We start from the raw sequence: 24,210 nt of genomic DNA, 5'->3' as shown, positions 1-24,210 counted from the left end.
TTTATCCTATAAAATTTTTGTAAACATAGAATTGATATATCCACTTTCATTTTGAAATACAACATTTTTATTTTCCATTTCTATTTTACTAATGTCACTATGTAAATCCTGAATTTCGTTAAATGGAGTATTTGATATGATAAAAGAATTTAAGACTATATTGCTATCCGCTAGTTTAAGCTCTTTTTCTTTGATTGACTTATGAAAGTTTATTTTTGGATCTGTTTTAGGATTTAGATTTCTTATTCCTTTTGGATCACAAAAGTTAATATATTGCTTACCATCTTTTAATACCCATAAAATAAAGTCTGGATAAAAGCCACCATCTTCAAAGAAACCAACACCTGCTTTTGATTTGTTTCTCAATAAGAATATTTCACTATTGTCTATATCTCTTTGATTTAGATAATCTTCTAAATCTTCTACAAATTTTATTTCACCATCATTAAGCTCTATAGGAGATATTTTAATCTTACTAACTCTACCGTCTTTAAATAGCAGAGGATTATAGAGGTGAGTATTTGATGTAAATGATTTGAAGTAGCTTAAACTTATATTTCTAGGCAACAAACCTTTGTCTAGATCTTCTTTAATGTGTGTGATTCTTTGTATAATATCACTGTTTTCACTATTGTCTTCAAGAGAAACTTTATAATTATCAACAAAGTTATTATCATCATCTTCAATTTCTTTATAGACTAAAAAGTCTTTTTCCCAGTCATTTTTATGGTATTTATAAAATTCATCTATGTATTTTTTTAAAAGTGCTATAAATACATCTTCAATTTTTTTATAATCTTCAAATCTTTTAATACTAAAATACTTGCTTGGTACTTCTAATGTATACCATTGGCTTGATGTTATAAACTCTGAAAATGAGTCTTTTGAAATATTAAGATTAAAATAGTTTCTTTCATTTTTATATCTGATAAGCTCTAGCAATACTTTATCTAAATCAATAAATGCTAAATCCTTATTTGTAAATTTATAAGTATCAGGTTTTGTCATATAGTCATTACTTGCAATTACTCCGATTACTTGTGCTTTAGCATAATAGTTAACAACTACCTTTTTTGTAATAGCTGGTTTTGTATTTAATAATAAATCAATTTTTTCTTCTCTTTTAAAATCTTTATCATCTCTTACTTTTAATACTTTTAAGTTTTTCCCTTGATATTTAGTATCTTTAATAGTTGGTAACATAAAGTCAAGCATTTCACCACTTGGAACTCCCTCATTTTCAAGATATTTTCTAAATTCATCCATATAGTTGGCTCTAAGTCCGAAAATATTAAGCTGTTCTACTTTTGTGTATTTTGTCTCTAGCGTTTTACCATAGTAAGTACTTCTTTTTAGACTCATTGATTTACCTTTTAGTCTAACACCTCTACCAAATAATTGTATAACTTGAGCACCTTCACTTTTACCCATATTTAGTAACCCCATAGATGAAACCCTCCAACTACTCCATCCTTCGCTAAATTTTCTAGAACCAATTAGGAAGTTTATCTTTGAATCATCTTGATTTATGCCATGAAATAAAGAGTGTGAAAAATCTTTTGTAGTTAAATCAAGTTCTTGTTCTTCACAAAGTTTTTTAAAATCACTAGTGATTCCAATATTGATTACTCCAAAATATTCTCCATCTCCAACTCTTAATCCTATTTCTCCATCTTGACCTTTTAATTCATCAAGGTGTAATTTTCCATTTGAGCCATGAAACATTGAGTTTAATATATCACTGTATATAGCAGATGCTTCTTGATTAAGAAAACTTAAATAATCAAATCTATTGGTAAAAATATCAACACCACTTGTAGTGTTAATACCACCTTTATAATCTAATATATTTTTCACAGCTTCTATCGTCTTTTCTTTTTCATCTATAAATTTCTGAAAAAACTTTAAAACATTAGTAATATCTGATCCTTCTGCTTTACTAATATTTTGTGATACTTTTCCTCCAACAAATACCATTAAAGGATTATGAATATTATATTCTTTCATTTTAGAACTATTTTGTTCAAAAATCTTTTTTTGTTGGTAAAAACTTAAAATTGAACCAACTAAATAATTATATTTTATATCATTACTTGGTTCATCCTTTAAGTTTAAAATAGTATAGTCTTTCCCAAATCCATCTTCGTAAAAATATTTATAACTATAATCAAAAAGAATTGACTTGCTATATTCTTCAACTAGTTCCTTCTTCTTCTTTGCTGCTGCACTATTTACAGCTTGTCCAAAGGTTGCACTATATTCAAATGCAAAACCTTCATTACTAAGTTTATCTCTATTTGTTTTCCATTCATCACCACTACTACCACGATGTGCTTCATCTACAAATACAAGGTTATTTTCTCCAAAACTATCAACTGCAACTGTAGTCTCTTTTTCTTCATCTTTTAATTTGTGAATTTCAATAATTTCTATTGAATCACCAGTAAAAAGGTTATTACCATCTTTATTAAATATTTCAGCTTCTAAACCACTTTCTTCAAACTCTTTATAATGCTGATTACTTAAACCACTATTGGGTGTAATAAGTATTGTTTTGTTTATTTTGTGTAATGAAGATTTATTATAATGTTTAAACTGCAAGATATTGATGTGCATCAAAAGTGTTTTTCCACTACCTGTTGCATTCCAAAAAGCAAGTTTGTTAAGATCCTCTATTTTAAATTCTTCTAATTGTTCTTTCTTTGCTATTTTTGAATTAAACTCTTTTAAAAAGTTATTTAAATTTTTAAGTAAAACATCTTTGTTAGAAAAATACATATCAAGGTATATTTCTGTAAAAAGTAAAGTCATATATTGGAAGTATTTCCATTTTACTTCTCTTTTTAATTCTTGTGTATGTCTTACAATATTATTATCGTATTCAAGTAGCTTAATTTTGTCAATTTTTAAATTTGTAAAAAATCTACTAGTCAAAAGATGATAGTACAAAGAGATTCCCTCTTCGTCTATCTTTTCTAAATTTGTATCAGTTTTAATTATTGGTTCATGTTTTAAAAAATCTTCAAAGTTTTCTACACCAAATAATGAAAATATATATTGATTAAGTACTAGTTTCTCATTAAATCTCATGCAGTTTCCTAGGAATAATACATATAAATTGCTCTTTCTCTGTGTCATTAATAAATTCTACTTCTGGATTGATTTTTATTACTCTTCGAATACCACTTCCTCTTCCGGTATAAGGAAGAACAACATTACAAATTCGATCTAGTGTTTGGTTTCTTCTTATTGTATTCCCTAGCTTTATTTTTTCTACTGTTAATGAATTAAAAAGTTTACCTGGACTAATTATTTCAATTCTATTGTGAAACATAAATATTTGTATAGGAGCATTGATTTGATAATCTCTATGAATAAGAGTATTAATTATAAGTTCGCTTAATACAATTTCATCAATTTCTAAAACACCACTAGAATTAAAATCTTCTTCTTGTTGTCTTGATTGTAGGTTAGCCTTTAAAAATCTAAGGCTATCTTCATATAATGTTTCAAAAGTACCATATACTCTTTTTTCATCAATATAATTTGTAACATCTATATCATTTCCATCGAAATAACAACAATCTATATAAAATGACTTATTATATTTTTGTGGATCTTTTCCAAATATTAAATTACCTGCAATAGTCAAATTATCATTTCTCATAATATCAGAGTTTTGTAATAGTGTTTTTAAATCTAAATCTTTATTTTCATATTCTTGAAATAAAGAAGCATCAAATTTCTTTAAATAGTTTTCAAAAACATGAATATTTAGGTCACCAATATCAGTACCATTTACTATCTCTTCATCTGCAAATAATTTCTTAGATTCTGCGAATAATCTTCTTAATTCTTCTTGTGAAACCTGCCTTTTATCACTACCTGCTTTTGTATAGTAGACACCATCAACATCATATGGCTTGTTTATTCCTTTATTTACTTCTATTACTAAAATTTTTTTTGAATCAATAAGTTTAATTTCTACTATTGGATATATTAATGGTTTTACTTTATCTCTTATTGCGTTTCCTAATAATTGATTTAACCTATGTATATCTTCATCGTTTAAACCTATAATATCATTTGTTTTATCATCAACTCCAATAATTAAAGTTCCACCTTCTGCATTTGAAAAAGCCATAAGTTCATAAGCAAGTGAAGTTATATTTTTGATATTACTTTTAAATTGAGTAAAGCTATCTTCTCCATTACCTATTCTTTCGATTAGTTCTAGTGTTTCCATAGGTTATAAATCTCCCGTCTCTTGTCAAAGGCTTCTAGTCCACCTTCCATAATGTTGATAATTCTATCTTGAATCTTATGATTATCAATACTTCCTGCATCTGTATCAATTTTATCTTCTTCATAATCACACACTACAATTTGCTCGCAGTCTCCTAAAACAGGTATATTTGCATTATGAGTAGCAAAAATAAATTGTGTTTTACTTTTTAAATTAATAAGCTCTTTAATAACTTCATTGTAAATAGTTTGATTATCTAAATCATCTTCTGGCTGATCTATAATAATCACATCATTATCTTTTTGTGTAAGTATAAAAATAATAAGAGCAGATGCTCTTTGTCCTAATGAATGTTTTGTTAACTCTTTTCCATTATAAAAGATATCTATTTTATTAGGAACTTTATATGTTAATAAAGACGATAATGAACTTTCAAATTTTTCTTTAAAAACTAAAAGTTTATTCCCGCCCATTGATATATTTTCAAAGTCTTCATATATTGCTACAGGGTCAATATAAGTAGTTAGTTTATCATAGTCATTTTTTGCTAAACCACTACCACTAAATACAGTTCTTAAAAACTTATCAAAATCCTTTTTCTGACCTTTAAATTCAGATTTTATTTTTATAGATTCTTGAGAATCATTTATCTTTTTAACTTCATCTTCAATAATTTTGAACTCTTCCCTATAAAGTTCATTTAGCTGGGACAATAATTTCTTAAGAGTTATTTTCCCTTCAACTTTTTTCTCAGATAATTTCTCAATCTCATTTTTCATTAACTTCTGAGAGTTAAGTGTTTTTGTATAATTAATAAAATCATCTGCTCTTAAATTATTAGGAAGGTTAATTTCTCTTTGAATCTTTAAAAATTCATCGTTAAATGCTTTATATCTTTCTTTAAAAGAGGTATTAACAGTGTTAATATTTTTAAAGCTATCCAATAACAATTTAAGTTGATTTGAAATATCTAAAAAGCTTTGTTTTGATGTATCTATAATTTTGTATAGTTCATTAAAAATATCTTGATTTTCTTTAGATTGATAGCTTTTTAAAGTATCAAAGAACACACCGTTCTCATAGCTTGATAAGAAACTATTTACATCATCTCTAAATTCTTGTAGATCTTTTATGACATTTGTAAAGTTTGAATTATCCTTATCAAACTCTATTTGTTTTTTGAGTTTTTCTTCTATATTATGTTTTTTAAACTCTTCTATTTTCATATTGAGCTCTTCTATTTTTTGTTCAACTTCCTCTTTTTTAGTTCCTAAATTATCATACTTTTTTATATTTTCTAGTTGAATCTTTATCTCTTGTCTCTTTGTATCAATTTTTTGTTCAATTTCCTTGGTTTTATCGCCAATTAGCTTTAAGATAAGATCATTTTCAAAATCATCTCTATAGTTAGATAAATCTTTTTGACCAAAGTATAGAGGCTTCTTTAAAATTTGATTTGTATTTAAATTCCTTAGTTCCTCATCTACTTTTATCTCACAAGCATGATTAAATACTCTTTCAATAGTAAACTCTTTACCATCTTTATCTTCAACTTTTATAGAAATTTTACCTGCACTTCCCAGTAATTGTTTTACTAGTTCATTCTTATAGTTAGTGTCTACACTATTATTTCCAAATGGTAAATCAAGACTATATCTAATAGCTTCTATAATAGATGATTTTCCGCTTCCTCTAACACCTACTAAGTTATTCATAGAACTTGAAAACTCTATTGTCTGTCCATCAAGTTTACATGATGTTCCATCAAATGATATTGACTTTATGTATCCATTTTCAATTGTAGGTTTCTCTTTTTTTACTCTGAAATCTTTATCTTGCAATGCAAATTTTACTGCTTCAAAGTTATAATCACCAATTTTGATATAAGATTTTTCTCCTTTACCAATCTCATCAATCTTTTTAGGATCACTTCCCTCTGTAAATGCTGGTAAACTATTATCAAACCATTGATTCCAAATACTTAAATCATATTTCGTTACTTTTTGAAAACCTAGAATATTTTCTCTAAATAATTTATGTTTAGAAAACTCTTGAATTCTACCACCATCCAACTCTTTAAAAAAGCCACTTCTCTGTTCTACATGAGCTAATATTATAAAGTAATCTTTATGGTATTTATTTAACTTTTCAATAGTTGTAATTAAACTATCATTACTTCTACCATTTTCATTTTCGTAATTTGATTTTGCTTTTCCTGCAAATGTTTCATTTAAAAATTGTTCTATATAATTATTCCCATTTTCAAGCCATTCTTCTTGATTAAATACTATTAAACAGTGTATTCCATTAGCTCCATCATTTACTGAAAGTTCAACACCAGGAAGAAGAAAAATATTTTCCCTCTTTGTCTTTCTTTTCAATGCTCTAAACTCATCAATATCAAATTTATTATGATTAGTGATTATTCCTACATCAATCTTTTCAGCTTTAAGTTGTTCTACATATTTTGTAGCAAACTCATTTTCATGTTCCCTATATTTAAACTCTTTGTCCGCTTTTGTATGTAGATGCGAATCGAATCTTACCCACACAGAACCATTTGAAAATTTATCACTCATAATTACTCTCCAAACATTTTAGCTTTGAACTCTTCTTCTATTAGTTTAACTTTGAAGTGGTCTTCATCTTTTTTTAGATTTGCAAGGTTATTGTCACCATTTACATAGATAGTGTCAAATTCTCTATCATAAACTGTAAAGTCCATTTTTTCAAAGAAACTATTTAACTCATCATTTGACTGACCATTTCTCCAGATGATAAGTATTTTTTCATCTTTTAGATTTTGACCTTCAATTACAAGATATCCTTTTATCATCTGTCTTGTTTTTACTTTTAATCCAATTAGATAATTAAATGTTTCTACTAAGTCTACATTTGTTTCTACCGTCTCACCTGCACTTGAAGATGCTATTTTTAGTTTATAATCAAATGGAGTTTTAAATGCGTCTATATTTAATAATGATTCATTTGTCTCATAGTCAAGCATATAATTTAATAGGTAGTCTTCTTTAATTTCATCTGTAAATAAATCTTTATCTACATTTTTAAAAGCAAGATTATTTAAGCTATCTTCATAGCTTTCAAGCTTGAAATATTTAAACATTTGTGAAATACCACCTTTGTCTTGAGGTTTACCATCTTTCCATTTATCACTATAAATAGCTTTTTGTATTCTAGGTTTTGTAACAGTATCAAAATAGTTACCCATTTCAACTAGTATGTATTTTCTAGAGCCATTATCTTTTCTATTAAGTTTTATTATTGCATGACCTGTCGTGCCAGAGCCTGCAAAAAAATCTAAAACTGTACCATTAGAATTGTTTTTTAACCCAGCATCAATAGAGTCTAAGACTGTATAAATTGATTTAGGATATGTAAATGGAGTACTATTAAACATATTATTTAAAATAACACTTCCCCAGCTATTTGCATTATAACGCTTATCTGACCAAAGTGACTTGTATCTAAAATGGCTTTTTGTTCTAATAATATCCCAAGTGCCTTTTTTAGTATTATATTCAGGTGTCAATTCACTAAGAATAGATTCAACTGTATCTCTAGCAAATACCCACTTGCTTTCAATATTTGATGGGTCAATTGGATAGACTGCAATAGTATTATCTTCGAGTGTTTCATTTATTCCTTCAGGATGGAAATTATCATCACATACATCACCAAACCCAGTAATTTGACCATTCTTAATAAATATAGGGTAAAAACAGTTCGCTGCAGATTCTCGTAAATGGTTTTTACCAGATGATACATTTCTTAATGGTCTAATGTCAGGTTTACTTTCTTTAGTTTTATCATTTCTATCTTCAAGTCCAATACTTTCTACATTGTATGGATATATAAAATGTGCAAATTCGTGAGTAAATGAAAAGTTTTTACCTTGTTGACCTGTTGGATTATGAACAACAGATATTGTGGAATTTTCACAATTTGGGAATAAGTCATTATACATCATTCCTAAATGAAAATTTTCTACTTCATCAATTGCCGTTATAAAGACAAATTCTTTTTTTAATAACTTTTTAGCTGTATTTACTCTATTTTCTATTAATGATAACCATGATGAGTTTTTGTAAGAATTAAGATATAGTATCTCACTAGATTGAGCATTATAAGGTGGATCAATATAAACTGTTTTTATCTGCTCTTTATATCTATCTTGAAGAAGATTCAATGCTCCAAAATTTTCACTATTTATCAGTATACCGTCACACTCTTCATCTATATTGTCAAACTCACTCAGTAGTCTATTTTTAAATTCTTGATTAAAAAACTTTGTATCTACTACCAGGTAATCGCTTTTTTCTGTAGTACTAAAAAGCTCTTCCCACTCTTTGAGCTGTGCATCATTGGCAAAAATCTCTTCATGGTATTTTTGTGGTATTTTGTCAAGTGTTATACAGTAGTTTGTATCTATAACAAACTTCTTTTTAAGCCATAGTTTTTTTTGAAACTCTTCAAGTTGAGTTAAAAAAGCTATGATTTTATTGGCAATAGTTTTAAAAGTTTTCACCTTGTTTAGTGAACTCTCTATCTGTGAACTTGATACTTCTAAAATATCATCGATGTATAAAATCTCATTTTTTATAAAAAAGTCAAGTTCTCTAGTTAAAAAGCCTTTTAAATCTTTATGAATGAAGTAGTCAAAACTGTTTTTAGCCGTATAATCAGTAAGATATTTTGCTAGTAATGTTCTAGTTTTATTTTTAGTTGTAGGAGATAAAATTCTTAAATTTTCAATTAATAAATTTTCTTCTTTCAGTATTGCTTCAACTGCTTTATCATTCAGTTTTTCTTGTTTTTCTTTTCCTATATGTTTATACTCAAATCTGATAAACAACTCACCATCCTCTTCATAAACTGGATACTCATAATCTAATACAAATCTTCTCTCTTTTTCATCACTTGCTTTATTGTTATTTTTTTCAGTATCAGCTTCAACTATTTTAAAGTGGTATGTTTTATCTTCTATTTTAAAAGTATAATCTCTAAAGAACTCACTAGTTTTTATATAGTATTGATCAGAGTTTGCCCAGTGAAGTTTAACCTCTTCACCTTCATAAGGAACAGCATAAGTGTCTTTTTTGTATCTTCTTAGGCTTACAAAGTCACCATCTTTGTAATAACGGCTAAAGAAATTTGACAAATATGAATAAACTTCATTTTCATGTGATTGGCTAGATGTAGATGATGAAAGTTTTTCTTTTAATTCTTTTACTTTTGGACTATCATCAGGATTCATCCCTGCATTTGTAATATTTGATATTAATTCATCTAGTTCTTTTTGTAGTCCATCATTGTTATTTGAAGTAAAAGCATTTTTTATAGATTCTATTAAGTCTTTTTGCATAAATTGTTTTATTTCATCAGCTTTTGCATTCATTATTCGATATATTCCAAAATCTAAATCTGTTTGGTTTAGTTGGAACATATCCTCTAATAGTTTAATCAGCTTTTCTTGTTTTTCAGTCATTTAATCTCCCATTCACATATGAATAATTCTATTTCTTTAATTTCTTGTTTTTTTGCTAATTTTAGCTCTTCTATAAGCTCATCTCTTTTGTTCTCTATTTCATCTTCAATATCAAAAATCTCTCTTTGAATTTTTTTTCTTTTTCTCTCTTGTTCTTTAATAGCTAATTGAATCTTTTCTATCTCTTCTATTTGAGTTAATGAAGAACTTTGCCTGTTTAGTTCTTTTACTTTAGCTTTTGTCTCTTTGAGTTCTTTATTTATCTCATTAAGCTTATCATCTGACCATTTATGAAGCTTTATACTTGCGTTTGAGAAGTGTTCACTATTTGTTTGTTCGTTTGATTCTAAGATTATATCTTTTTGCTTTTGATATATCTCTTTTAACCTTTGAATATCACTATTATCTATATGAGTTTTTGATGATTGTTTAGCTTCTAATGAAAATAGTTTAGTAGCTACTTCATCATCTATTTTTTTATAATCATTTGTTAATGCAGTTACAACTAAGTACTCTTCAGTATCATAAGAGTCTATTGTAACTTTTGTAACCAATAAAAAACCACTTTTGTTCTTGTAAGGCTCAAGTGTAGAAACTTTATAAGTATGGTTTGTAAGATTAAAAACAAGTTTTGTAGTTTCAAGCTCTCTTGATATTGAGGTTTCTAACATATTTTGAACTATTGATGAGTTGAATTTAACATCTTTAGGTAAATCAATATTTTCAATCTTTGAAATCAAATGTAAATATTCTTCAAATTTGTTTTTTGAAGTTTGCATATCTTCTAAATGATTTTTTAATCTTAAATGTACATCTTGGTCAAAATGCTCTATTAGTTGTTCTCTTGTTTTTAGTGTTTTTTCATTAATCTGTGATGAAAACTCATCTTGTAAAGATTCAAATGCTTTTTCTATTTGTGTTATTGTTCTACAAGTTTGGTAGATCTGGAGTATTCTTTTTTCAAAATCTACACCACTAGCGATTGTGCCAAGTACTTCATCACTAGCACCAAATACACCTTCAAACAGTTTAAATTTAGAACTAAGAAGTTCATAAACTCTTCTATCTGCTTCATTCTTTTTATTTAAAAAATTTATTACAACTACATCATGTTTTTGCCCATATCTATGAACTCTTCCAATTCGTTGTTCTATTCGTTGCGGATTCCATGGTAAATCATAATTAATAAGCATATTACAAAACTGTAAATTGATACCTTCACTTCCAGCTTCTGTGGCTATTAATATATCAGCTTCATCTTTAAAATAATCAACAATAGCTTGTTTCATATCAGCTGTCTTGCTACCTGTTATTCTATCTGTTTCCTGATATCTATCAATCCAGTTATTATAAATTTCTTTTGATTTCTTATCATTATTTGTACCATTAAATAAAACAACTTTATTTTTATATCCATTGTCCTCAAGATATTCAAATAGAAACTCTTGTGTTCTTTTTGATTCTGTAAAAATTATTGACTTCTTATTTGCACCTAGTTTTGATTGTGCTTCAAAACCTCTATCAAGTGCTTGTAAGAGTGCTTTTACTTTAGTATCTACCTCAATACTTTTAGCAATATCTATAAAAGATTTAAGTTGTTCAATCTCTGATTCAATAGCTTTAATATCTTCTTTTTTAATTTCTATTTTTTCATAAGAAGTATGGTTATCTTCTTCATCTAGATATTCATCGATTAACTCTTCATCATCTTCAAATTTAATAAATTGATTAATTTCCATTCTCTCATCATGAGCTAAGTTCTCCAGTCTTTTTATCATAGTCTCAAGAGTACCAGTAATAGCTTTAGTAGATGACGCTAAAAGTTTTCTTGCTACTAGTGTAATAAGGTTTCTTTGTGCAACTGGAATAGAATATAATTCCTCATTTAGTAAAAATTCTGATATCAAATTGTACAAGGTGATCTCATCATCTGTTGGTGTAAACTCTTGAACTAGTGGTATCCTTTTTGTGTATTTGATATATTCAAGTACATCTTTACGAAGTGTTCTATGAACTATTGGATTTAATCTATTTTTTAAATCGTTTATATCACTTACAGTCAAGTTTCCACTGTTGAATTGTTTTTGAAATGCTTTTTTATCTCCAAATACAAAAGGATCGATAAGACTTACTAATCCATAGATTTCTAAGAGAGAGTTTTGTAAAGGAGTTGCTGTAAGTAGTAGTTTTTTCGTATCTCTTAATGCTTTATTTATACTATATGCTTGTTTTGCTTTTTCACCTCTGTGAAAGTTTCTAAGTTTATGAGCTTCATCTAGAATTGAAAGTTGGAAACCTGCTAAGAAGATAAACTCTTCTTTTCTAGAAGCAAAAGGATAAGATGTAATTACCACTTTGTTATCTTGTATAAAAGGATTTTTATTACCTTTTTTGATTTCTTCTTTGAATGTTGTACCATCTATGATAATCGAGTCTATAAAAAACTTTTCTTTTAATTCCATACTCCATTGTTTTCTTAAACTTGCTGGTGCAATTATGATTATTTTTCTTTTTCTTTCACTCCAATATTGACAAAGTACTAGACCTGCTTCAATTGTTTTACCAAGACCAACTTCATCTGCTAATATTACACCATTTTGTAGTGGTGATTGAAATGCAAATAGGGATGCTTCAACTTGATGTGGATTTAAATCGATTTTAGCATCAAATATAGATTGCGATAGTCTCTCTATACTATTAGAGTTGTTTTGTAGGGTTAATAAATGTGAATAATATTTAGAGTGATATTGTGTATACATATTTAATCCGCTGCTTTTCCACTTTTTACCCATCTATCAACTTCACTCTTTTGAAACATCCATTTTCTACCTACTTTATTTGCAGGCATATTACGAGTATCAATCCATTTGTAAACAGTATCTTTTGTTACAGATAAGTATTTACATATATCATCAACTGTTAACCAACGACCTTCCATAAAGCAACCTTATTTATTAAATTATTATATTTTATCTTTTATAGCCTAAATATAATATTTAATACTGAATAGTCCACAATAATGATGAAAATGGAGTTTCAAAAAAATTATAAAAATATATTATTAGTAGGAAATCAATATAAGGAGTATTAATGTTAAAAAAACTAAAAAGTATATTTTTCTCTACCAAACCAAAAGATATAATAAATAAAACTATATGTGATAGTAGAGGGTGGAAAAGAGATAAAAGGTGCAGATTATGAGTAGTAAAAACTTCAAAGTAAATCTAGCATATGAAAAGTGGTTACTGAAATTTATTACTGATCCTAGTAATGAAATTTTAATTCAAATGGAAAAAGACCATGAACAATCAGTCAATAACTCAAATTATAACCCCATACTAGGAGCATAAAGATGAATATACCCCCAAGTATAGTATTAGCAATAATAATTACCACCGCTACCATTCTAAAAGAAACACTAGATAAAGAAGATAACTAAGTTATTAATCAGTCTAAAAACCCAAATATAAAACAAAAAGGAAAAATCATGTCAAAAAATATATACCCATTAACAAATGAACAGTTAAAACAACAAGCACCAGCGTTATTCACTCAACAAGCACACAGTGAAGTATCAGATAAATATCACTTTATTCAAACTATTGATGTAGTTGAAGAAATAAGAACAAATAATTGGTATCCAGTATCAGTTTCTCAAGCAAATGTAAGAGATGAAGAAAAAGAAAACTTCCAACAGCACCTTGTAAAGTTCCAACACATGGATGATTTACTAAATCCACAAGAGAATGCAGTAGAAATATTATTGTTTAATTCTCATGATAGAAGTAAAAGTTTTTCTATTAGTGCAGGAATTTATAGATTTGTTTGTAGTAATGGTTTAGTAATTGCTGATAGTGTTTTTGATAGCTATAAAATCAAGCATCTAGGTGAACGTGATAATGATGTTGCAAATGCAGTTGCCAATATTACAGCAGTTAAAGCAAAGCTAATGAATAAAATCAAAAAGCTTGAATCTATTGAACTCTCAACACTTGAAAAAGAGTCATTTGCAAAAAGCTCACTTCCTCTAAGATTTGAAGAACACCTAGAAATAGACTATCAAGACTTACTTGTACCCCATAGAGAAGAAGATGAAAAAGATGACCTATATACGGTACTAAATGTTATTCAAGAAAATTTAATACGTGGAAATTTATCAGGAACTAATAAAGAAACACAAAGAAGATTTACAAGTAAAGAGATTACTTCAATCTCTACTGATACTTATGTAAATAAAGGCATTTGGGAGATAGCTGAAAAAATAGCTTCAATCAAAAATTCTGATTATCTAATAGCAGCATAAGGAGTAAGGTATGAAATTAGTGAATTATCAGCTACAAACTCAAATAGAATGTCTCTCAGATTTAAAATCGTCAAAGTTTTTTAAGGAATATTTACAAACAATTTTAACAGAAAAATCTAAACCATATTACCAGAGGGCTGATTATATAGGACTTTCTCTTCATGAGACCAAGTCAAAAATAGATTGTCTTTCAAAAGATATAATTGAACTTCAAAATCTAAAAAAGAAACTAATAAATGCATTAGAGATTGCAAAAGAGTTAACTGCACAGATATTTGAAGAAAATGGAATAGATCGTATAGATGGAAATAAAGTGTCATCTCTTACCTTAACAAAGGCATCTTCAAAAGAAAAGAACATTATTTCTGTAAAAGATGAACAAAAGGTAATGAGTCTTGGATATGTGTGCTTTAGCGTCGATTTAAAGGGGGTAGAAGACGCAATCAAGACGGAGAAAGGTTTAGATGAATTGAAAGACTTAATTGACGTTACAAAGCTTACTGTATCAACACCTGCAAAAATAAAAGTAAATTCAAAAAAGGCATCTGCAAATAATGAAACTGATGAAATATTAATCATTGAAGAAAAATCTGAAATGGTAGCATAAGGAGAAAAATATGTTTAATAAAGAAGTATTAAAAGTACTAGACTTACCATTAGCTAGTAAGCGAATAAAAAGTAGAAGTAAGGGCACTGTAAATCTTTCTTACTTAGAGGGATTTGATCTAATTGAAACAGCAAATAAAGTGTTTAACTTCAATTGGTCATATTCAGTTACTAAATTAGAACAAGTATCACAAGAAACAAATCAAAACCAAAATATAGTTATCTGTTATAAGGCTATTGTAAAGATTTTAATTTATGATGAAAGCCACTCTAGAAACGTCTATAAAGAGGATGTAGGCTTTGGAACTGGAATAGCTAAGACATTAGCTGATGCACATGAAAATGGGGCTAAAGAGGCTGTGACAGATTCATTGAAAAGATGTTTACGTTCATTAGGAAATCAGTTTGGTAATTCACTTTATGATAAGTCTAAAAACCATCAAAACAATACACCAAACCAATCTCAAAATAGTAATCAAGATACAAGAAGTCCTACTCCACAAAATCAACAATCATCTTTTAATCAATATGAATATCAATCACTTTTTAATATTGGATTAGATGTTGTAGAAAATAAAGGATTTTTAATAGTAATGGGTGATAATATTTATGCTAAAAAAGACTCAATAAAAGCTTGTGGGTTTAGATTTGATCCAAAAACTAAAAGTTGGTATAAACAAATTGAACAAGGGGCGGCTTGATATGGGTAATTTAATACCAGAAGAGATTAGAAAAACTATTCCACCATTTTATGCAACAGAAGACCAAAAAGATCCAATTGTTTATGTAAAACTGTTTTTAGATGGCTGGACTTGGTATGTGACAGAAATGTCAATGGATGGTGATATTTGCTTTGGATATGTAGTATCATCATTTTGTAGTGGAGAGCTTGGCTATTTTTCACTAGCAGAACTTTTTGAACTAAAAGGAAGCCTTGGTATAGGAGTAGAAAGAGATTTAATCTTTTCTCCTTCACCACTATCAAAGATAAAAAAGGCTGCATAATATGATAGAAACAAAAACTCTAATATTGCTTTTAGAAGTATGGTAAAGCTTTAAATATGTAATTTAAATACTCACTTTTTTTGTTCCATAATCCCATAAGGTTTGTGGAACTTTACAGTTTTTACTTTTTGAACACTTTGTGGAACACGAAAAACTAATAAGAGTGCTTAATGTTCCAAATATAAGAGGTTGAGGAAGAGATTATTCAGAACTTTGTATCCTATTTATTGTTTTGGAGTGGTAACATGAATTCATACTCGGAATTTAACAATTCTGAGATAAAATAAAATGAATAAAGGTTACAAATGAGAAAGAGTAAATACAGTAAAGAGTTCAAAGATTCCACAGTACAATTAATTTTAAATGATGGTGAAAGCGTTGTAAAAGTAGCAAAAGATTTAGGTTTAAATACAAAGACATTATATCATTGGGTTACTATATATAAAAAAGCTCATAATATACCAATACGAGATATAAATTCTTCTTCTAAAGAAAGTGATAATGAAGAACTAAAACGACTGAGACGTGAGAATAAAATACTAAAACAAGAAAGAGACATTTTAAAAAAGGCAGCAGCATACTTCGCAAAAGAAACTCTATAAGGTATGCTTGGATATTTGAGAATAAAAAGAGTTTTAGCATTAAGCTTATGTGTAAAGTTGTTAAAGTAGATTTATCTTCTTATTACCATTGGATAAAAACAGGGTCTGTTGTAAAAAAAGTAGATAAAAAACTTAATGAATTAATTGAGATTATTTTTCTTCAAGGTAGGAATAACTACGGTACTCGTAGGATTAGAGATAAACTAAAAGAATTATATGGATTAATTATTTCAAGAAGACGTATTTCAAATATCATGAAAGATTTAAATCTAAAAGTTAAAATGAAAAGAAGATATAAAAATACAACTGATTCTAATCATAATCTGCCAATTGCACCTAATATCTTAAATAGAGACTTTTATGCTTCAAGTCCAGATCAAAAATATGTAGGGGATATTACTTACATTCCAACAGGTGAAGGCTGGTTATATTTAGCAACGGTAATTGACCTATACTCAAGAAAAGTAGTTGGCTGGAGCATGGATGATACGATGAAAGTATCATTGGTAAATGATGCATTAAGTATGGCAATACTTCATAGGAATCCACCTTCTGGACTCATTTGGCACACAGATAGAGGCTCACAATATGCTTCTTATAGCCATAAAGATTTATTATTAAAAAACAATATTACACAAAGTATGAGTCGAAAAGGCAATTGCTGGGACAATTCTGTTGCTGAGAGTTTTTTTAAATCATTGAAACAAGAATTAGTTTATAACACATATTTTTATACAAAGAAACAAGCTAAAAAAGAGATATTTGAATATATTGAATTTTATTATAATAGAGTTAGAAGTCATAGTTATGTAGGAAATTTATCTCCTGTTAAATTTGAAGAAAAACAAAATGCGTTACAAAGTGAAATGGTGGCTTAGGGATAAGCAAAAAAGTGTATGAATTTTAGTTACCTCTCCATTTATACTCCATTCTATTGAATAGAAGTTATAATGGTCTTTCAATTTTTCATTATTTATATCTAATTCAGGTTTTCTATGTAGTTCTTATCTTCACTCACTTTAGTTGTTAATTGTCATTAATAAATTAATGTTTTTAGAAGCACGTGTAACAGCTACATATAACAATCTAAATAAAAATTCTTTTTCTATATTGTTACTGTATTTATATAGATTTTGCATTTTTCTAATATCAATAAAAACAGTATCATAAGTACTACCTTGAAGTTTATGAATTGTACTTGAATAGTTAAATTTAATGCTTGCATATTTTTCTTTAAATTTATAATATTCAATCCACTTTAGTTTTTTTTCATATCCTGCTTTTGCACTTTTTGCTTCTTTTATTTTATTTTCTAACATATGCTGATATTTGTTATTATTTAGATGATTTACAACTTTAAACTCTCTTTCATATTCATCTACACACAACCAAAATGACAACTCAAGTTCTTTATCATATCCTTGACTTACTTTTTTAACTTTAGTAATAGATCCATTTTGGTAAATTACTTTTTCTCCTTTTAGAACAGCTTCTTGAAATACAACTATATCATCTATTTCAATTTGATTAGGATTTGAAATACCTCTATCCGACCAATATCTTTCTCTAACTATGTGATTATACCTATCTACACTCTTATTAGTATAATCTGCAATAATTTGATCTTTAGAATACCAATACTCTGAATCATTTCTAAAGAAAAGATTTAAGAAGTTATCTTCATTTGTAAATATTTTTAACTCTTTTAAATTCTTTTGAAAAAAGTCTTCGATATCTAATGAAAAATCTTGATTAATGATACAATCTCTTATTCTAGTTGCAATATCTATAATATAACTATCTTTTTGTTGTCTTATTATTTCTTCTAATAAATATGAATTTTTTAATTTAAAAATAGTATTTTTTTCACTATTAACAGGAGGAAGTTGATAAGGATCCCCTACGAATATAACTGCCTTAATTCTACCTTCCTCTATTGATTGATTTATAAAGTTAAATAAATCATTACCAATCATAGAACTCTCATCTACAATTAATACTTCTGTTGTATTCTCTTCTTTATTTTTGTCATCAACTACAAATACTTTTGAACCTGTTCTTTCATCAATTTCTAATTTTAGCTGCAAGAAGGAGTGTAATGTTTTAGTGGGAATATCATCAATATTGTATTTATGCAAGTTATTTCTAATAACTGATAATGATTTATGAGTAGGAGTTGTTACAATTAAACTAAATTCATTTTGTTTTAAATATTGAATAATCTTAATAATTAGGAAAGTTTTACCAACCCCTGCTGAACCACTAATTGATATTCTATTCTCACCTATAAATAATCCATTGAAAATATCTTCTATATTTGTAGTTACTTTATCATATATCTGATTTTGATGAGTGGTTAATGTTTGTATTTCATTATCTCTCAATACAGGTTTTACTTTTAAGTCTTCTATAATTTCATTTAAAGAGTTTTCTTCCCAAACTACCCACTCTTCACCTTTTTCATTATTTCTATATTTTCCACCAGTTTTTTTCCCTTCAGAAGTTAGTCTATAAGCTTTATCATCTTTATATAGTAAGTTTAATTCTAATAATTTATCAAAAAGATTTGGTTTTGCTTGAATATTATGTCGTCTGGCTATTGCAGATGTGGATAAATATTTTATGGTAGATATGTAACTTTCAGAATTTATGGTTTGTTCTTTTATTATATTTTGTATTATATCTATTTCCCAATCTAATTCCTTAGATATATCCTCTATTGAAAAACCTAAATCGAGATATTGAATAACAGCTTTCTTTTTTGTATTAACCAAATCTAATTTTGATTGTTCAATTGCATCTTGAAGAGCATTTCTTGTAAGTTCAAGTGTTTCTCTGCATGTTTGTATTCCACCATTGAATGTATCTATACTATTAGTTATACTTTCACCAATACTTGATAAAAATGATCCTTTTTTTTCTTTTATAATTTTACGATTATTTTTATTTGTAAAATCTTTGTCTCTTTTAATTAAATTTTTTTCAGCTTTATATTTCTCTCTCAAAACTTTTCTAGCTTCAATCTCCAAAATCTCCTGCTCTTTTAAAAGTTCATTTTTTAACTCTTCAAAATACTTATCCCAGTCATCAAGACTAGATATAGTGATAAATGTATCATCACTTTTTATCTCTTCTATATCATTTTTTAATTCTGTTATAGTTTGTTTATACTCTTTTAGTTTTGATTTTAAAAGTTCTTTATCGTTGATATTATCACTTGATAGTTCAAAGCTTGTACCATTTTCTAGTGAGAGAAGTATTTGTTTTACTTGATTTATATCTTTTTTACTATATGCATCATTGAGTGCTTGCATTATTTCGTGAGCTTTTTCTTTAAGTGTATCTGTTACTATATCAGGGGGACAAAGTCTTGCTGCTTTTTTATAGAGTTTTTTAAGCTCTTTTTTATCACTATGGGAGAGTTTTATATTTTTTTCATCTTCTTTTTTTAGGTTTTCATATTCATGGTTAAACTCTTCATAGTTTGACTTAATATCTTCATACTCTTCAAATACATCATCATCTATTTTGATAGTTTCATCTGTATCATCTAGCTTTTGTTTTTGCTCTTTGATATCTTCTTCTAGCTTTTCTAGCTCTTCTTGAAGCTCATCATAAGCATCTTTTATCTCATCATATTGATCATGGGTTTCATCTATATTATCTAGTGCTTCTTTTAGTTCGGATATTGTTGAGTGTAGCTCCTCTATAGTAGCTCTTGTATCTTCATAGGTTTCTAAGTCTTCTCTATATTGCTCTTTTATTTTTTGTTGTTTTATAGTTTTTTTATAGAGTATCTCTTTTTTTAGATTGAGAATATTTTCTATAATAGCACCTAATTGCAAGTGATATTCGGTATTGAATTCATCTATTTCATTTAAATATTCTATTTTTTGTTCACTTAGTTTTTGTAGTGTAGTTTCTGATGCTTTTAGTTCTAGTTTTAGCTCTGCAAGTTCACTATCTATATATTCTACCATCCCGTTATATTTTACGAGATAGTTTTGTATATCAGTTATCACACTATTATATTCCAATCTCTCAAGTCTAGAGATAATATCTTTTATGATATCGTCAATATCTAAATCTTTTAGTTTTAGTATTTGTAATTCAATTATCTCTTCATCTTCAATTTCCAAAGATGATTTAATTATCTCTAATCTTTTAAATATTTGTTTCATTTATTCTATTCCTAAAACGGTATTTCCCAATCATTATTTATATCTATAGGCTGTATTTTTGCTTTTTCTTTTATCTGACCTATCTCTAAAAAATCACTTTTTTTTCTAAAGTGTTTTATCTCTTCCAATGTTAGTTTTCTTTTTGTTAGTGACGACTCTTTTACTACTAGATATTTTTCTATCTTCTCATCATTTGCTCGGAAATATCCATCGTTATCTATTGCAACCTTGTATCTGTTATCGATAGTATAAATACATTTAAGCGATTGGATATCCCATATCTTTATAGTGTTATCTCTACTTCCTGAGATAATATATTTTCCATCTAGGCTTACTGCTACCGAGCTAACCGTACCCTCGTGACCTTCTAGAGTATTTAAACATTCTCCTGATTTTATATCCCATATCTTTATAGTGTTACTCGAACTTCCTGAGATAATATATTCCCCATCTAGGCTTATTGTTACTGAGCTAACCCAATTAGAGTGACCCTTTAAAGTATTTAAACATTCACCTGACTTTATATCCCATATCTTTATACTATCATCATAACTTCCTGAGATGATATATTTTCCATCTGGGCTTATTGTTACTGAATTAACCTCACCAGAGTGACCTTTTAAAGTATTTAAACATTGACCTGAGTTTATATCCCATATTTTTATTTTACCGTCTTCAAAAAAATAACCACTTCCTGAGATGATATATTTTCCATCTGGGCTTACTATTACTGAGTTAACCTCACCAGAGTGACCTTTTAAAGTATTTAAACATTCACCTGATTTTATATCCCATATCTTTATAGTTTTATCCCAATTTCCTGAGATGATATATTTTCCATCTGGGCTTATTGTTACTGAGTTAACCATACCCTCGTAACCTTCTAGAGTATTTAAACATTCTCCTGATTTTATATCCCATATTTTTATTTTACCGTCTTCACTAAGATTACCACTTCCTGAGATGATATATTTTCCATCTGGGCTTATTGTTACTGAATTAACCTCACCAGAGTGACCTTTTAAAGTATTTAAATATTGACCTGATTTTATATCCCATATCTTTATAGTTTTATCACCACTTCCTGATATGATATATTTTCCATCTGGGCTTACTGTTACTGACGAAACCCCCTCCGAGTGACCCTTTAAAGTATTTAAACATTCACCTGAGTTTATATCCCATATCTTTATAGTTTTATCACCACTTCCTGAGATGATATATTTTCCATCTGGGCTTATTGTTACTGAATTAACTTCACCAGAGTGACCTTTTAAAGTATTTAAACATTGACCTGAGTTTATATCCCATATCTTTATAGTATTATCATAACTTCCTGAGATAATATATTCCCCATCTAGGCTTATTATTACTGACTCAACCCCCTCAGAGTGACCTTCTAAAGTATTTAAACAGTTACCTGAGTTTATATCCCATATTTTTATTTCACTGTCTTCTGATATATCATCACTTCCTGAGATGATATATCCTCCATCTTGGCTTATTGTTACTGAACTAATCGAATCAGAGTGACCCTTTAAAGTATTTAAACATTCACCTGATTTTATATCCCATATCTTTATAGTTTTATCCCAATTTCCTGAGATGATATATTTTCCATCTGGGCTTATTGTTACTGAGTTAACCATACCCTCGTAACCTTCTAGAGTATTTAAACATTCTCCTGATTTTATATCCCATATTTTTATTTTACCGTCTTCACTAAGATTACCACTTCCTGAGATGATATATTTTCCATCTGGGCTTATTGTTACTGAATTAACTTCACCAGAGTGACCTTTTAAAGTATTTAAACATTGACCTGAGTTTATATCCCATATCTTTATAGTATTATCATAACTTCCTGAGATGATATATTTTCCATCTGGGCTTATTGTTACTGAATTAACTTCACCAGAGTGACCTTTTAAAGTATTTAAACATTGACCTGAGTTTATATCCCATATCTTTATAGTATTATCACCACTTCCTGAGATGATATATTTTCCATCTGGGCTTATTGTTACTGAATTAACCCCATCAGAGTGACCAAATTCTCTTATAAATGTTTTATATTCGAAACTTTGTACTAAAGTATCTATATCTTTTTTAGATAATATTTTATTGGTGATATTAAGTAAGCTCTTTGATTTAGCTAGGGCTAGTTTACTGTTTTTGTTTGTTGTTAGGGTGTTATTCATTTAATTGCTTCCTTTTTCATTCTTTGCTCTATAGTATCTAAAAACTCAAAAATTGTTTTCCAATACATTTGTTTAGATTTACAATTCTTTGTGTAAGAAATATAATCTCTTCCATTGTATGTTCTATGTTCATCAAATACCTTCATAAAAACCTGTATACAGCTTATATTATTTTGATTTGATATTATAAATATTCTAAATTCTTCAATTTTTTCTTCAATAGTTTTACCATTTTTATTATCAAATATATAATTACTGTAAGATAAACCTATCTCTACTAATATGTTGTCAAGAATATTATCAATATTAAAAATATTTATTAACATAGATTCATATAAATTAAGATTATTTGTTTCTTTTGAACTAAGTAGTAGTTCTTGTATTATATTAATTTGATTTAATAAAATATCAAATGCAATATTTTGGTTTTCTACTGTCTTAGTAAAATCAATAAGTTTGATTAAATCCCTTTGAATATAAAGTGGTTCTCCATTTAAATGAGTTTTATTACCATCTAGCCTACCAAGTAACTCATACAATTGATATATATGTTTTATATGCTCATTATTTCCATAGTCATATTTATTTTTAGATAACAATAGTTGATGTTTTTTTAATAGTTTTACAATAACCGTACAAATAATATAACCTAAATCAAATCCTGCTTCATAATTTTGATTTTCATATATAAAATTAGTTTGAATATTATTTTCATCATGATACAAATTTTTAAATAACAATGATTTTCTATCCATTAGGTTTACAGTCAAATATTTTTCTATGTAGTTAAATGACTCACTATAATATTGGTATTTAGCAATATTTTTTAAGATTCCCAAAGCAAAATTTTCATCATAATTTTTATAGCATTTTATTCTGTTAGTATTGGCAACAGTAATATTATAAATATTTTCAAAATCATTATTGTTTGTTTTTAAAATATTTGATATTGATCTTCTCTTATCTTCAATAAATGTATATCTGGTACTTGGGATATTTCCTATATTATTTAATTTACTAAAATCTCCTCCATCATCTAAAAACTTTTTTTTCTTAAGTGATAGTTCACTATTATTATTCATTATTCTTTTGTTATGACTTATAGATGGATCAATCTTATTATAAACTCTAACTCTTAAGTTTATTAAATTTTTGTATTTAAATATATTTTCTAAATTTTCTTTAACAAGTTTATCAAAATATGAATATTTCTTTTCTGTTTCTAATTCATATAATAATTCATAAAATTCTTTACTATTGCTTTTTCTTAACTTGGTAGAAGTGTACATAAAATATAAACTAATTATATTAATTAGAAAAATAATCTGATACTTTGATTGCCAAAAAAAATCATTAAATATGCATTTTATATAATATTCTTGAATCAATAGTGTTTTTAACCAATCAAATGTAGAGAAAAACATTAAAAATAATGAGAGATAAAATAGTACTAACCAGTATTTACTACTAAGTCTAAATTTTATTCTATTATATTCTTGTGTTATACTATATGCAGCTATAAAGAAACCAATATAAGTTAAAAAATCACTCAAATTCATA

At 27.4% G+C, this 24,210-nt stretch carries 16 protein-coding genes; 7 read left to right on the top strand and 9 right to left on the bottom strand.

Annotation, left to right across the window (positions count from 1 at the left end; genetic code table 11):
* Positions 1-6: 6 nt before the first annotated feature.
* From D3Z07_RS07240 to D3Z07_RS07215, 6 genes are read right to left on the bottom strand one after another with little or no spacing between them, the layout of a single operon-like run.
* Positions 7-3,090, bottom strand: coding sequence for a DEAD/DEAH box helicase family protein (locus tag D3Z07_RS07240; RefSeq protein ID WP_164707212.1), 3,084 nt, complete (start codon positions 3,088-3,090; stop codon positions 7-9).
* Positions 3,080-4,246, bottom strand: coding sequence for an RNA-binding domain-containing protein (locus tag D3Z07_RS07235; protein ID WP_122893474.1), 1,167 nt, complete (start codon positions 4,244-4,246; stop codon positions 3,080-3,082). Before D3Z07_RS07235 ends, D3Z07_RS07240 begins: the two co-directional genes overlap by 11 nt.
* A complete protein-coding gene (locus tag D3Z07_RS07230; protein ID WP_122893473.1) occupies positions 4,234-6,825 on the bottom strand; it encodes a TrlF family AAA-like ATPase in 2,592 nt (863 codons plus the stop codon). Before D3Z07_RS07230 ends, D3Z07_RS07235 begins: the two co-directional genes overlap by 13 nt.
* Positions 6,826-6,827: 2 nt before the next feature.
* Complete coding sequence (locus D3Z07_RS07225) at positions 6,828-9,752, bottom strand: DNA methyltransferase (RefSeq protein WP_122893472.1); 2,925 nt, start codon at positions 9,750-9,752, stop codon at positions 6,828-6,830.
* A complete protein-coding gene (locus tag D3Z07_RS07220) occupies positions 9,749-12,511 on the bottom strand; it encodes an SNF2-related protein (RefSeq protein WP_164707211.1) in 2,763 nt (920 codons plus the stop codon). Before D3Z07_RS07220 ends, D3Z07_RS07225 begins: the two co-directional genes overlap by 4 nt.
* Positions 12,512-12,513: 2 nt before the next feature.
* Positions 12,514-12,690 carry a helix-turn-helix domain-containing protein gene (locus D3Z07_RS07215; RefSeq protein WP_122893470.1) on the bottom strand — a complete coding sequence of 59 codons (177 nt, stop codon included), beginning with the start codon at positions 12,688-12,690 and terminating at the stop codon, positions 12,514-12,516.
* Positions 12,691-12,949: 259 nt separating this feature from the next.
* Here D3Z07_RS07215 and D3Z07_RS13860 point away from each other — a divergent pair, with 259 nt between their 5' ends.
* From D3Z07_RS13860 to D3Z07_RS07185, 7 genes are all read left to right on the top strand, one after another.
* Entirely contained in the window at positions 12,950-13,102 is a 153-nt protein-coding gene (locus D3Z07_RS13860) for a hypothetical protein (RefSeq protein ID WP_164707210.1), read from the top strand.
* A 137-nt stretch (positions 13,103-13,239) separates the two neighbouring features.
* Entirely contained in the window at positions 13,240-14,055 is an 816-nt protein-coding gene (locus tag D3Z07_RS07210) for a DUF932 domain-containing protein (RefSeq protein ID WP_122893469.1), read from the top strand.
* 10 nt (positions 14,056-14,065) lie between these two features.
* Positions 14,066-14,662, top strand: coding sequence for a hypothetical protein (locus D3Z07_RS07205; protein WP_122893468.1), 597 nt, complete (start codon positions 14,066-14,068; stop codon positions 14,660-14,662).
* A 10-nt stretch (positions 14,663-14,672) separates the two neighbouring features.
* Positions 14,673-15,362, top strand: a complete 690-nt coding sequence (locus tag D3Z07_RS07200) for a Rad52/Rad22 family DNA repair protein (RefSeq protein ID WP_122893467.1) — start codon at positions 14,673-14,675, stop codon at positions 15,360-15,362.
* Between the two features lies 1 nt (position 15,363).
* On the top strand, positions 15,364-15,666 hold the full coding sequence (locus D3Z07_RS07195) for a DUF2958 domain-containing protein (protein WP_122893466.1): 303 nt from the start codon (positions 15,364-15,366) through the stop codon (positions 15,664-15,666).
* Between the two features lie 305 nt (positions 15,667-15,971).
* A complete protein-coding gene (locus tag D3Z07_RS07190) occupies positions 15,972-16,268 on the top strand; it encodes a transposase (protein ID WP_076083151.1) in 297 nt (98 codons plus the stop codon).
* The gene (locus D3Z07_RS07185) at positions 16,244-17,146 is read left to right on the top strand and encodes an IS3 family transposase (protein WP_122893061.1); all 903 of its coding nucleotides are present in this window, start codon (positions 16,244-16,246) and stop codon (positions 17,144-17,146) included. The genes D3Z07_RS07190 and D3Z07_RS07185 overlap by 25 nt, the downstream gene beginning before the upstream one ends.
* A 141-nt stretch (positions 17,147-17,287) precedes the next feature.
* Here D3Z07_RS07185 and D3Z07_RS07180 read toward each other — a convergent pair whose 3' ends face one another.
* The 3 genes from D3Z07_RS07180 to D3Z07_RS07170 are packed head-to-tail and all read right to left on the bottom strand — an operon-like array spanning position 17,288 to position 24,209.
* Entirely contained in the window at positions 17,288-20,449 is a 3,162-nt protein-coding gene (locus tag D3Z07_RS07180) for an AAA family ATPase (RefSeq protein WP_122893465.1), read from the bottom strand.
* 11 nt (positions 20,450-20,460) lie between these two features.
* Entirely contained in the window at positions 20,461-22,650 is a 2,190-nt protein-coding gene (locus D3Z07_RS07175; protein WP_122893464.1) for a WD40 repeat domain-containing protein, read from the bottom strand.
* A complete protein-coding gene (locus tag D3Z07_RS07170; RefSeq protein ID WP_122893463.1) occupies positions 22,647-24,209 on the bottom strand; it encodes a hypothetical protein in 1,563 nt (520 codons plus the stop codon). The genes D3Z07_RS07175 and D3Z07_RS07170 overlap by 4 nt, the downstream gene beginning before the upstream one ends.
* Between the last annotated feature and the right edge of the window lies 1 nt (position 24,210).

The organism is Arcobacter peruensis, assembly GCF_003711085.1.
GTDB classification, from domain to species: Bacteria; Campylobacterota; Campylobacteria; order Campylobacterales; family Arcobacteraceae; genus Poseidonibacter; species Poseidonibacter parvus.
Note: the sequence above shows the minus strand (reverse complement) of the source record. Positions and strands in the feature narration are given on the sequence as shown.